We start from the raw sequence: 11799 nt of genomic DNA, 5'->3' as shown, positions 1-11799 counted from the left end.
TGCTGCGGAAGGAACACAAATAATGATCGATTTCCTCGTCATCGGGGGCGGAATTGCCGGGTTGAGTGCGGGCGCGCGCTTGTCGGAACATGGAACCGTGATGGTTTTGGAGGCCGAAGACGCCTTGGGGTATCACGCGTCGGGTCGCTCGGCAGCCCTGTTTGAGCAAAGCTATGGTCCGCCATCCGTGGTGGCGCTGAACACGGCTGGGGCCGCGTTCCTGCACACACAGAACGGTGGGTACCTGACACGGCGCGGACTGATGTTGATCGGTTCGTTTGAACAAAGCGAGGTTTTCGAAGCCGACCGCAAGGATCTGAACATGGAAAGAATTCCCATCGATCAGGCGGTTTCGAGCGTTCCGATCCTGAACCCGGCCAAGGTGGGTTTCGCGGCTATCAGTGAAGCTGCGTTTGACATCGATACCGATCGCCTGTTGCAGGATTTCGCGCGGGCCATTCGCCAGAACGGAGGAACCGTTGCAACGAAAAGCAAAGTAACCGGTATTCGAAAAGAGCGGCATTGGCTGGTCGAGGCCGGGCAAATCTTCGAAGCCCGCAATTTGGTGAATGCGACCGGTGCATGGGTGGACGAGATCGCCATGCTTGCCAGGATACCACCTATCGGCATCACTCCTCGCCGCCGATCCATGGCGCGGCTGCCCGCCCCCGGAGGCCATGATGTATCCGGATGGCCCATGATGCTGGGCACGGGTGAAACATGGTACGCCAAACCGGACGCGGGCAAGCTGCTTGTTTCGCCTGCCGAAGCCGACCCGGTACCACCTCAGGACGCCTATGCCGACGATATGGTGCTGGCCGAAGGTCTGGCGCGCTATGAAGAATTGATGACCGAACCAGTAACACGCGTCGAAACAAACTGGGCAGGATTGCGCAGTTTCGCACCAGATGGAACCTTGGTGCTTGGGCCTGACCCGATTGATCCATCGTTCATCTGGTCTGCGGGTCAAGGCGGGTATGGTTTCCAAACAGCACCGGCAGCTTCGCAGTTGTTGTGTGATCTGGTGGTTGGAAACACGCCGGTGCTGGATCCAGACAGTGTTAAGTCGCTGACCCCAAACAGGTTGGACAGATGATAAAACGCAATCTACCGCCCTCTGCGAGTGTCGCCAACGCGGGTGAGGATGGAAAACTGGTGGCCCCGGCAGCGACGCGAAACTTGGATGCGCTTTGTGCGTTGCTACAAGACTGGGCACCGCGCCGCGGGCACGCGCTGGAGATTGCAAGCGGAACCGGTCAGCATGTCTGTGGATTTGCTGATTTGCTGCCCGATCTGACGTGGCATCCCACCGAACCTGACCCTGAGCGCCGCAATAGCATCGACGCCTATGCCAGCGCCTTACCCAACGTGGCAGGCGCCGAACATCTGGACGCAACGAATTCGGGCTGGCATACCCGCTTTCCTTCGCAGGACCTGATCGTCTTGATCAACCTGATACATTTGATCAGTTGGCAGGACACCAGAACCATTTTCGCCGAAATCGCTCAGTCCCTGACTGAAAACGGGAGGTTCGTTTTGTACGGCCCATTCAAACGCTCGGGCCAATTGACAAGCGACGGGGACAAAAGGTTTCACGAGGCTCTGATCGGGCAAGATCCACACATTGGATACAAGAATGACGAAGATATGCTTGGCCTGTTTCAGGACGTAGGGTTGCGCGTGCTGAAAACCATCGACATGCCCGCAAATAACCTTGCATTTGTTTCCGAGCGCCCGGCCAACTGATCGAGATCAAAGTCAAATTACCACTGCCCGCACATATTCCCGTTATCTTATATGAAAAAGGCACTCAATATGGCTTGGCAAGAAAAGCTCTCGGCGACGCGCACCAGTTTGCGCAACCTCAACGGGGCCATTCCCGACACTTCGCGCGCATTCGGCGCGCTTGGGAAGGCAGTGAAGGAAGGCGGAACGCTCGACTATAAAACCAAGGAATTTATTGCGTTGGGCATGTCGGTGTCGCTCCGCTGCGAGCCCTGCATTACTCTGCACACCGATGCGTTGGTCAAAGCGGGCGCAACGCGCGAAGAGGTGTCCGACGTTTTGGGTATGGCTATTCAGATGGGTGGTGGACCAGCCATGATGTATGCTGCCAAGGCGTTGGAATGTTTCGACGAACTATCCGCGTAACCAACAGAAAAGGCCCCGGAAATTCCGGGGCCTTAGATTGATCAGCCGTCCTTGCGGATGGTTTCGTTTTTCGGATCATAGGGGCTGTCGCATGTCACGACAGCATCCCACAACTTGTCCTGCATCTTGACCTTCAGCTTGGTGCCTTCGACCGCCAGATCAGGCTTCACATAGCCCATGCCGATCGACTTCTCGAACGCGACAGAATAGCCGCCCGAGGTCAGTCGACCTACACGCTCGCCTTCCGGCGTATACAGCGCCTCGCGGCCCCACGGGTCAGCATCGGCCGGACCGTCGATCAGCAAGGTGCAGCACTTGACGCGCACACCGGTCTCTTCCAGCTTGGCCTTGCCGTGGAAGTCCTTGGACAGGTCGACAAAGCGCGGCAGGTCGGCTTCCAGCGGGGTCGCATCGCGGCCCAGTTCGGTGCCAAAGGCGCGATAGGACTTCTCCTGACGCAGCCAGTTCTGGGCACGGGCACCAACCAGTTTCATGCCGTGCTTTTCACCGGCTTTTTCCAGCAGGTCGAACAGGTAGTTCTGCATCTCGATCGGATGGTGCAGTTCCCAGCCCAGCTCACCGGTATAGGCCACGCGGATCGCGTTGACCGGGCACATGCCCAACTCGATCTGACGGGCCGACAACCACGGGAAGCGCTTGTTGGACAGTGCGGTTTCCGGATCGGCGTCCTTGATGACTTCTTTCAAAACGTCACGCGACTTGGGTCCGGCGATGGCGAAGACGCCCCATTGCGTGGTCACGTCCTGGATTTCGATGTAACCGAACTCCTCCATCTTGTCCTCGGCCGCTTTACGCAGGTAGTCGGCGTCGTACTCGGTCCATGCACCGGCAGAGACGATGTAGTAGTTGTTCTCGCCATTGCGGACGATGGTGTATTCGGTGCGGGTGGTGCCATTCGAGGTCAGCGCGTAGGTCAGGTTGATACGGCCGACCTTGGGCAGCTTGTTGCAGGTGAACCAATCCAGGAACTGCGTGGCACCGGGGCCTTTGACGACATGCTTGGTGAAGGCCGACGCGTCGATCAGGCCGACGCCTTCGCGGATTGCCTTGGCTTCTTCGACAGCATATTGCCACCAGCCGCCACGACGGAACGAGCGTGCTTCCTTGTCGAAATTCTCGGGCGCGTCCAGCGGACCGAAATAGTTCGGACGTTCCCAGCCATTGACCCAGCCGAACTGTGCACCGCGCGCTTTCTGACGATCATAGGCAGGAACAGTGCGCAGCGGACGGCAGGCTTCACGCTCTTCATCCGGGTGGTGCAGGATATAGACATGCTCGTAGCATTCTTCATTCTTGCGCGCCGCGAACTCGGTGGTCATCCAGTTGCTGCTGTAACGCTTGGGGTCCAGCGATGCCATGTCGATCTCGGCTTCGCCATCGACCATCATCTGTGCCAGATAATAGCCGGTGCCGCCCGCAGCGGTGATGCCAAAGCTGAAACCCTCGGCCAGCCACATGTTACGCAAACCCGGGGCCGGACCAACCAGCGGGTTACCATCCGGTGTATAGCAGATCGGGCCGTTGAAATCATCCTTCAGGCCGGATTCGGCACAGGACGGCACGCGCTCGGCCATTGCCATGTACTGCTCGGCGATCCGGTCCAGATCCAGTGGGAACAGGTCGGCGCGGAAGCTGTCCGGAACGCCGAATTCGAACTGCGCAGGGGCGCCGTGTTCGTAGATACCAAGAATCCAGCCACCGCGTTCTTCACGCGCATAGGATTCGTTGTCGGCGTCGCGGACAACGGGGTGCTCGGGGTTGCCTGCTTCGCGCCATTTGACCAACTCGGGGTCTTTATCCATGACGATAAAGGTATGTTCCACCGGGATAGCAGGCATTTTGATGCCCAGCATCTTGGCGGTGCGCTGCGCGTGGTTGCCCGACGCGGTCACAACATGTTCGGCGGTGATTACGACCTGCTCGTCGGAAGGCACCAGGTTGCCGCCCTTTTCGACCATCTTGGTGCAGGTCACTTCCCAGTGCGTGCCGTTCCAGTGGAACGCGTCAGCCTGCATCTTGCGCACGATTTCGACGCCACGTTGACGGGCCCCCTTGGCCATTGCCTGAGTCACATCGGCAGGGTTAATATAACCGTCCTCGGTGTGATAGATCGCGCCCTTCAGATCCGATGTCTCGATCAGCGGCCAGCGTTCCTTGATCTGGTCCGGGGTCAGCCATTCGTATTTCACATCACAGGTTTCGGCGGTCGAGGCATAGAGCATGTATTCGTCCATACGCTCTTGCGTCTGTGCCATGCGCAGGTTGCCCACAACCGCGAAGCCCGCATTCAGGCCGGTTTCTTCCTCAAGCGTCTTGTAGAAATCCACGGAATACTTGTGGATATGGGTCGTCGCATAAGACATGTTGAACAGCGGCAACAGGCCCGCGGCGTGCCAGGTGGACCCGGACGTAAGTTCGTCCCGTTCGATCAACATCACATCGTCCCAGCCTGCTTTGGCCAGGTGATAGGCAATCGAGGTCCCGACGGCGCCGCCGCCTACGACCAATGCTTTGACTTGGGTTTTCATAACCGGGCGTCTCCCCTTGAAATCAGTTGACACCATATGGCGTACTTAAGGGGGATAGCGCGACATTCATCCGACCAGTGATATGAAAAAAACGACCCGAATATCGAAAGCGGGTCGCAATTCATTCGTCCGGCCGCTGCCCTCAACCACTGGAACGGCAGCGTTTGCTTGTTCCGACCGAGACGCAGACCAATTTGCCGCTTTCGTCCGAGGGACTTTTCACCGCCGGTTCCTGTGATGGCGAAGGCTGCGCCTCTGCCGTGAACCAGCCGTCAGAAAGACCGACACGCGAGGATACCGAGGCAAGATATTCTTTCATGCCAAAGCCATTTTCCGATGCTTTGGCTTGCTGAACATAGTCCAGCCCTGCAACGGCCAACCCGCAGATGGCTACAAACCCCGCCAGATATTTTACGCTCATGTCGACCATCCTCTGTCATCAACCCTTTGAAACCATGACATGTGGACGTTTTGAGGGCGCAAATACGGACCAGGGGGTGAATATGGCTACGTGTCATCCGACAAGATCTTGCCGGGATTCATGATGTTGTCTGGGTCCAGCGCGGCCTTGATCGCAGCCATGTATCGCGTGGCGGCGCCCAGTTCCCTGATCAGATACGGTCTCTTTCCCTGCCCGATGCCATGTTCACCGGTACATGTGCCTTCCATGGATATCGCCATGTCGTTCAGCCAGCCGACAAACGCCTCGGCCTTGGTAACTTCTTCCACGTTTTCCATGTCGATCAGCAGCAGCGTATGAAAATTGCCGTCCCCCACATGGCCCACGATGGGGGCCAACAAGCCGAGGCCGGCAGCCTTCTTCTGGGTCTCGGTCACACACTCGGCCAGGCGCGAGATCGGTACGCAGACATCGGTTGAAATACCCCGCGCACCGGGGCGCAATTGCAGACACGCCCAATACATATCGTGCCGCGCCTGCCAAAGTTTGTTCCGTTCTTCGGTGGTCGAAGTTGCTGCAAAATCCGTGCCACCAAATTCCTCGGCGATCTGACCAAAGGTTTCAGCCTGCTCTACCGCACTGCTTTCCGAGCCGTGAAATTCCAGCAACAACAACGGTGTATCCGGCAGACTCAGCCCGGAATAGGCGTTGGCGGCCTGAACCGACAACTCGTCCAGCAACTCGATCCGGGCAACCGGGATGCCGTACTGAATTGTCATCATCACCGCACGGCACGCGGCGTCGACGGTCGGAAAGGAACACCGGGCCGAACTGATCGCTTCGGGGATACCCTGCAACCGCAATGTCAGCTCGGTGATGATTCCCAACGTGCCTTCGGCCCCGATCAGAAGACGGGCCAGATCATAGCCGGCTGAAGATTTCTTGGCCCGGTGCCCGGTACGAATGATCTGACCGTCTGGCATTACGGCTTCAAGGCTGAGAACGTTGTCTTTCATCGTCCCATAGCGCACTGCATTGGTGCCCGACGCGCGGGTAGCAGCCATCCCACCCAGCGACGCATTCGCCCCGGGATCAATCGGAAAGAACAGGCCCAGATCGCGCAAGTGTTTATTCAACGCTTCGCGCGTGACACCGGGCTGCACGACACAATCCAGATCCTCGGCATGAACTGCAAGCACACTGTCCATCTGTGTCAGATCGACCGAGATTCCCCCCGCCGGCGCATTTACATGCCCTTCCAGCGATGTTCCTGTTCCGAACGGGATCACTGGCACCCGGTGCGCCGCACAAGTTTTGACGATGTCCGAAACCTCTTGCGTCGAATGCGGGAAAACCACGGCATCGGGGCTTTGGTTTTCGATCCAGGTCGTGGTGTGCCCGTGTTGTTCACGGACAGCGGCACCCGTTTGCAACCTGTCGCCAAAGCGCTGCTTGAGAATGCTTATGACGGTTTCAATACCAGCTTCATTCCTTGGCAATGCGGTTGCCTGCACCATTGTCATCCTCCCCTGCCCCAAAACATTTCGGGCCTTTCAGCCTATGACTAAAAGGCCCGTTGAAAGCAGGCAATCCCCACTAATACCGAGGGTCTATTCGCCCAGCGCAATCCCTTCGCGGCGCGGGTCGGCACCACCGCTCAGCCCGTCACCGATTTCGATGGCGTGCAGCCCCGAAGTCAGGTCGCGTGCGTTGACTTCAAAACCCAACTGAGCAAGCGCGTCTGTAAATCCTTCCGCAGAAGTCGCCGCCTCAACATCATATGTTCCGAACCGGTTGACCAGATGAGGCAGGGAAACCGCCTGCTGCACGTCCATTCCCCAATCGGCCCAGGCGATGATGGACTTGGCGACATAGCCGATAATCCGGCTGCCGCCCGGAGACCCGATAGCCAGAACCGGCTCGCCATCCTGCAACACGATAGTCGGGCTCATGGATGAGCGCGGACGCTTGCCAGGCTCCAGCCGGTTGGCAATCGGCACACCGTCGCTGTGTGTCTTGAACGAGAAATCAGTAAGCTCGTTGTTCAGCAGGAACCCGTTTGTCATCAGGCGCGACCCAAAACCATTCTCGATCGTCGTCGTCATCGACAGCACATTGCCATAGCTGTCCACGATCGAGATATGCGAGGTTGACGGCAGCTCCAGCGACACGTCGTCTGCCCAAATCAAAGCATGGTCAAATTCCGGTTGGCCCGGTGCGACCTCGGACAAGGCCATTTCGCCTTCCAGCAATGCCGCCCGCTGGGTCAAATAACCCGGATCAACCAGCCCCTTGGTGGGCATGGGTATGAAATCGCTATCGGCCATGTACCGCCCACGATCCGCAAAGGCGAGGCGCGAAGCATCGCCGATCAGGCGCCATGCCTCGGCGCTCTCAGCGCCCATTGCTGCAAGATCATAGCTGTTCAACATCCCCAGAATCTGCCCGACGGTCAGCGCACCCGACGACGGCGGGCCCATGCCGCAAACCTCGTAGGCGCGGTATTCGGCACAGACCGGTTCACGTTCGATCACCTGGTAGAGCGCCAAATCCACCCCTGCAAGAACGCCGGGATTTCCTGGGGCATTGCGAACAGTTCGCACGATATCCGCAGCGATCTCACCTCCGTAAAAACCGGCAGCGCCATCGCTGGCCAGCACGCGCAATGTTTCGGCATAATCCGGGTTCATCAACCGCTGCCCCTGCTGCAACGGCTGACCGTCAGGCAGGAAATATGCGGCTGTTTCGGGAAAGCGCGACAGGCGGTCAGCATCGTTTTCTACAAGGCTGGCCAGACGCGGGGAAACCAGAAACCCTTCATCCGCCAATCGGATTCCGTCGGCAAACAGTCCGGGCCAAGACGCGCGCCCCCATCTTCGATGCGCCTCTTCCAGCAGTGCAGGCGTACCCGGTGTACCCACCGACAATCCGCCCACCACCGCATCGAAGAATTTCAGCGGCTCGCCGTTTTCATCCTGAAACAGCGTCGGGGTAGCGGCAAGGGGGGCCGTTTCGCGCCCGTCCAGCGTTGTCATCTGCCCGCTGGCCGCGTCGTACCAAACCAGAAACGCACCCCCGCCCAGACCAGAAGATTGCGGCTCGACCAGCCCCAGCACGACCTGCACGGCAACCATCGCATCCGCGGCAGACCCGCCCGCGCGCAGCACTTTGGCCCCGGCCTCGACCGCCAGCGGATTGGCCGCAGCTATCATCCAGTTTTCGGATGTGACCGGGACTCCCTCAAGCTTGGCTTCGAGGGCCGCAATAACCTCGTCGGTCATCGCCTGAACCTGCCCTTCTGTCGCGGCTTCGGGTGCAACGGCATCGGCTGTTTCCTGCGCGAACCCCGGTGTCGAAATAGCAAGTGCGGTAGTAAGCAGCAGTGCTGAAACATGTCTCATCTGTTCTAACCCTCCAATACAATCTTTATTTTCAATCCTGTAAGGATTTTGCCCCCTCTGCAACGATCAGGCATGGCAGCGTGTTATCACAGCGAAGTTTCGCCATTTCCCCTACGGTTCGGTTTCTTCGGCGCGACGATCCTGATCATAGCGGGTTGTCTCGGCAAATTCGGGTAGCCACGCCTCGCGTCGTTTGGTCCAGCATTCATATGTCGGTATGAATTGGTCAGGCGCGTCAAGACAGCCCAGATGCACTTCGACTTCGGCACCGCTTCGGGCAAATACCGGAGATCCGCAATCAGGGCAAAAGTACCGGTCGGAATAACCTTTCACATTTCCGGTGATCTTAACCGCATCCGCCGGAAAAATAGCCGCCGCATAAAACAACGCGCCGTGGTGTTTGCGGCAGTCCAGACAATGGCAAATCCCGACGCGAAGAGGACAACCCGAAGCCGTGACGCGCAGTTTTCCACAACGGCATCCCCCTTCAAACACGTCCATCCATGATCCTTTCCGACGCGTCAGAGCATCGCAGGCACAACCTGATCCGGTGGGCGGTGGCCATCTTCGAAGGTTTTGATGTTGATGATGACTTTTTCACCCATCTCAACCCGGCCCTCCAGCGTGGCCGACCCCATATGCGGCAGTAGAACCACGTTCGGCAACTGCCGCAAGCGCGGGTTCACACCGGTTCCCTGTTCGTAGACATCCAGCCCCGCGCCCGCAATTTCCCCCGCGCGGATCATCCGGGTCAAAGCGTTCTCGTCAATAACCTCACCCCGCGAAGTATTCACGATCACTGCCGAGGGTTTCATCAGCTTTAGGCGGCGCGCGTTCATCAGGTGGAAGGTAGACGGTGTCGATGGGCAGTTGATAGATATCACATCCATACGCGCCACCATCTGATCCAGGCTTTCCCAATAGGTCGCCTCTAGTTCTTGCTCAATCTCTGGGCGCAATCTGCGGCGGTTGTGATAATGGATCTGCATACCAAACGCCTTGGCGCGGCGGGCCACAGCCTGTCCGATCCGGCCCATGCCCAGAATACCCAAACGCCGCCCGCCAATGCGACCACCCAGAAACGCGGTGGGGGCCCACCCGGTCCAGTCGCCTTGCTGCATGACGCTCAACCCTTCGGGAATGCGCCGTGTGACAGCGAGAATCAGGGCCATGGTCATATCTGCCGTGTCGTCGGTCAGCACACCGGGCGTGTTGGACACCAATATGCCGCGCTGCCGCGCCGTCGCCACATCGATATTGTCGACACCGGCCCCGTAATTGGCGATCAGCCGCAGTTTTTCACCTGCCTGACCCAATAGCCCGCCATCAATGGTATCGGTCACCGTAGGCACCAGAACATCGGCATCCTGCACCGCTGCTACTAATTCTTCACGCGTCATTGGGGTGTCGTCGTCGCGCAGGCGCACGTCAAACAATTCGCTTAACCGGGTTTCTACTGCCTCAGGCAACCGTCGCGTAACGACAACACTTAAACGTTCTCTTGGCACCTCGGCTCTCCCACTGCTTTGCAAACGGACGCGCGCCATGGCATCGTGGCGCAGGATAAGGCGGGGCACAAGAACCCCAATGGCATTGAGTCGACCTTTTTTCAAAACCGGATCAACAGGCATAAGAGCGGGCAGTCAGTGAGTGGTATTCGACCGGTAAAACGCCGATCTTTGGCGGTAGTTTCCGCATTTCTGGTCATGTTCGGTGCCTGCGCCGCACATGCCGAAGTCAAACGCGGATCGGTCACCAACCTGCCCCTGCCCCGATATGTGTCGATGAAGGCAGCCGAAGGGAACGTGCGACGCGGACCATCCCTAACCCACCGAATCGATTGGGTATTCAAAAGGCGTGGCATGCCGCTGCAGGTCACTGCCGAATACGGCAACTGGCGCAAGGTCCAAGACCGCGACGGCGCGGGTGGCTGGGTTCACTATGCCTTGTTGTCTGGCGTCCGAACGGTGCTGATCGAATCCGAGATGCTGCCTGTTTATGCCCGCCCCGACCCGACCTCGCCCGTGAATGCCCATTTCGAGACCGGAGTGGTGGCGCGCCTTGGAGCCTGTTCGCTGGACTGGTGCAGGATCACCGCCGGCGGATACCGTGGCTGGACACTGAAATCGAACCTTTGGGGCGTCGATTCTTCCGAAATTCGGGAATAGGCGAAAGACAATTTCCGGTATCCGCGGTTGCGCATCGCCCCGAAAAAGCGCGACAAGCTGTTTGAGTTACCGGCCCAATCGCCGCTTAACTCGACCTAAACGGAGGACCCTATGCGCGCAGTCACCTATTCAGCCTTCGGAGACGCTGTCGATGTCTTGCGCATACAGGATATTCCCCCAGTTCCGCCTGGACCGGGTGAAGTCACGGTCGAGTTGTCTTATTCCGGCGTAAATCCCTCGGACGTCAAGGCCCGCGCGGGAACCCGACCGGGTGTCACAGAACCTCCGTTTCCGCTGATCGTTCCGCACAGCGACGGGGCTGGAGTCATCACAGCGGTTGGCGATGGCGTACCCGCGACGCGGATTGGTCAGCGCGTGTGGATTTGGAACGGGCAATGGCAACGCGCGTTCGGTACAGCTGCCAGCCACATCACCCTGCCTGAATCTCAGGCTGTAGAACTGCCCGAGACGGTGTCACTTGAAACCGGAGCGATTCTTGGAATTCCGGGCCTTACCGCAAGCCACGCAGTGTTCTCGGGCGGCACGCCGCGCGGGCAAACCATTTTGATCCATGGTGGGGCGGGTACTGTCGGGTATCTGGCTGTCCAGCTTGCCAAATGGGCCGGAGCCAAAGTGATCGCAACGGCCAGCACCCGCAGCTTTGACCGGGTCAAGGCAGCTGGTGCAGATGTCGTTCTCGACTACTCCGGTGAACACCTTTCGGATCAGATTCTCGACGCAAATGATGGACGTGCAATTGGTCGAATCGTCGATGTCGAATTTGGACAGAACCTTGACACCAACATTGCCGTCATCGCCGAAAACGGCCGTATCAACGCATATGGATCTGCCCGGAATATGACACCCGTCTTTCCCTTTGGACCCATGATGTTCAAGGCCGTGACACTCGAGGCAGTCCTGATCTACCTGCTGCCCGCAGATTTGCGCGCCGCCGCAATAGAGACTCTACACAAGGCACTGGCTGATGGCGCATTGATCTGCCCCGTACATAAGGTCTTTACACTGGAAGAATGCGCTGCCGCCCATGCGATGGTACAGGAAGGCAACCGTACCGGAGCGGTGTTGATCGACACCAAATGAGGGGCCTTCAAAAAAATTTTACGGCGCTC

The 11799-nt window shown here is 58.4% G+C and carries 11 protein-coding genes; 5 read left to right on the top strand and 6 right to left on the bottom strand.

The annotated features are described in order from the left end of the window. Positions 1 to 22: 22 nt before the first annotated feature. From ACR0D9_RS00215 to ACR0D9_RS00205, 3 genes are all read left to right on the top strand, one after another. On the top strand, positions 23 to 1096 hold the full coding sequence (locus ACR0D9_RS00215; protein ID WP_480537376.1) for an NAD(P)/FAD-dependent oxidoreductase: 1074 nt from the start codon (positions 23 to 25) through the stop codon (positions 1094 to 1096). Then, positions 1093 to 1746 (top strand): DUF938 domain-containing protein, encoded by a 654-nt coding sequence (locus ACR0D9_RS00210; RefSeq protein WP_480537375.1) that lies wholly within the window; start codon positions 1093 to 1095, stop codon positions 1744 to 1746. Before ACR0D9_RS00215 ends, ACR0D9_RS00210 begins: the two co-directional genes overlap by 4 nt. A gap of 69 nt (positions 1747 to 1815) precedes the next feature. Further along, positions 1816 to 2151, top strand: a complete 336-nt coding sequence (locus tag ACR0D9_RS00205) for a carboxymuconolactone decarboxylase family protein (protein ID WP_209504659.1) — start codon at positions 1816 to 1818, stop codon at positions 2149 to 2151. A 41-nt stretch (positions 2152 to 2192) separates the two neighbouring features. Here the strand turns inward: ACR0D9_RS00205 and ACR0D9_RS00200 are convergent, their stop codons facing one another. The 6 genes from ACR0D9_RS00200 to ACR0D9_RS00175 form a co-directional block, all read right to left on the bottom strand. Beyond that, entirely contained in the window at positions 2193 to 4700 is a 2508-nt protein-coding gene (locus ACR0D9_RS00200; RefSeq protein WP_267364705.1) for a GcvT family protein, read from the bottom strand. 142 nt (positions 4701 to 4842) lie between these two features. After that, complete coding sequence (locus ACR0D9_RS00195) at positions 4843 to 5121, bottom strand: hypothetical protein (RefSeq protein WP_480537374.1); 279 nt, start codon at positions 5119 to 5121, stop codon at positions 4843 to 4845. An 86-nt stretch (positions 5122 to 5207) separates the two neighbouring features. Beyond that, complete coding sequence (locus tag ACR0D9_RS00190) at positions 5208 to 6617, bottom strand: FAD-binding oxidoreductase (protein ID WP_480537373.1); 1410 nt, start codon at positions 6615 to 6617, stop codon at positions 5208 to 5210. A 93-nt stretch (positions 6618 to 6710) separates the two neighbouring features. Next, a complete protein-coding gene (gene ggt, locus ACR0D9_RS00185; RefSeq protein ID WP_480482075.1) occupies positions 6711 to 8501 on the bottom strand; it encodes a gamma-glutamyltransferase in 1791 nt (596 codons plus the stop codon). Between the two features lie 111 nt (positions 8502 to 8612). Then, positions 8613 to 9002: a GFA family protein gene (locus ACR0D9_RS00180; RefSeq protein ID WP_480482077.1), complete on the bottom strand. Its 390-nt coding sequence runs from the start codon at positions 9000 to 9002 to the stop codon at positions 8613 to 8615. Between the two features lie 20 nt (positions 9003 to 9022). Then, entirely contained in the window at positions 9023 to 10009 is a 987-nt protein-coding gene (locus tag ACR0D9_RS00175; RefSeq protein ID WP_480482079.1) for a 2-hydroxyacid dehydrogenase, read from the bottom strand. Positions 10010 to 10207: 198 nt separating this feature from the next. Between ACR0D9_RS00175 and ACR0D9_RS00170 the strand changes: the two genes are divergently transcribed. Both ACR0D9_RS00170 and ACR0D9_RS00165 read left to right on the top strand, forming a co-directional pair. Further along, on the top strand, positions 10208 to 10669 hold the full coding sequence (locus ACR0D9_RS00170) for an SH3 domain-containing protein (RefSeq protein WP_480482350.1): 462 nt from the start codon (positions 10208 to 10210) through the stop codon (positions 10667 to 10669). A 111-nt stretch (positions 10670 to 10780) separates the two neighbouring features. Further along, complete coding sequence (locus ACR0D9_RS00165) at positions 10781 to 11770, top strand: NADPH:quinone reductase (RefSeq protein WP_480537372.1); 990 nt, start codon at positions 10781 to 10783, stop codon at positions 11768 to 11770. Positions 11771 to 11799: the final 29 nt, after the last annotated feature.

It is taken from the genome of Ruegeria sp. AK11 (assembly GCF_056541095.1).
This window is presented reverse-complemented; position numbering and strand designations above follow the sequence as displayed.

Excerpts from the sequence above, each read along its gene's own strand:
- ACR0D9_RS00215 (WP_480537376.1), top strand. The coding sequence starts at position 23 with ATGATCGATTTCCTCGTCATCGGGGGCGGAATTGCCGGGTTGAGTGCG.
- ACR0D9_RS00210 (WP_480537375.1), top strand. The coding sequence starts at position 1,093 with ATGATAAAACGCAATCTACCGCCCTCTGCGAGTGTCGCCAACGCGGGT.
- ACR0D9_RS00205 (WP_209504659.1), top strand. The coding sequence starts at position 1,816 with ATGGCTTGGCAAGAAAAGCTCTCGGCGACGCGCACCAGTTTGCGCAAC.
- ACR0D9_RS00200 (WP_267364705.1), bottom strand. The coding sequence starts at position 4,700 with ATGAAAACCCAAGTCAAAGCATTGGTCGTAGGCGGCGGCGCCGTCGGG.
- ACR0D9_RS00195 (WP_480537374.1), bottom strand. The coding sequence starts at position 5,121 with ATGAGCGTAAAATATCTGGCGGGGTTTGTAGCCATCTGCGGGTTGGCC.
- ACR0D9_RS00190 (WP_480537373.1), bottom strand. The coding sequence starts at position 6,617 with ATGGTGCAGGCAACCGCATTGCCAAGGAATGAAGCTGGTATTGAAACC.
- ggt (WP_480482075.1), bottom strand. The coding sequence starts at position 8,501 with ATGAGACATGTTTCAGCACTGCTGCTTACTACCGCACTTGCTATTTCG.
- ACR0D9_RS00180 (WP_480482077.1), bottom strand. The coding sequence starts at position 9,002 with ATGGACGTGTTTGAAGGGGGATGCCGTTGTGGAAAACTGCGCGTCACG.
- ACR0D9_RS00170 (WP_480482350.1), top strand. The coding sequence starts at position 10,208 with ATGTTCGGTGCCTGCGCCGCACATGCCGAAGTCAAACGCGGATCGGTC.
- ACR0D9_RS00165 (WP_480537372.1), top strand. The coding sequence starts at position 10,781 with ATGCGCGCAGTCACCTATTCAGCCTTCGGAGACGCTGTCGATGTCTTG.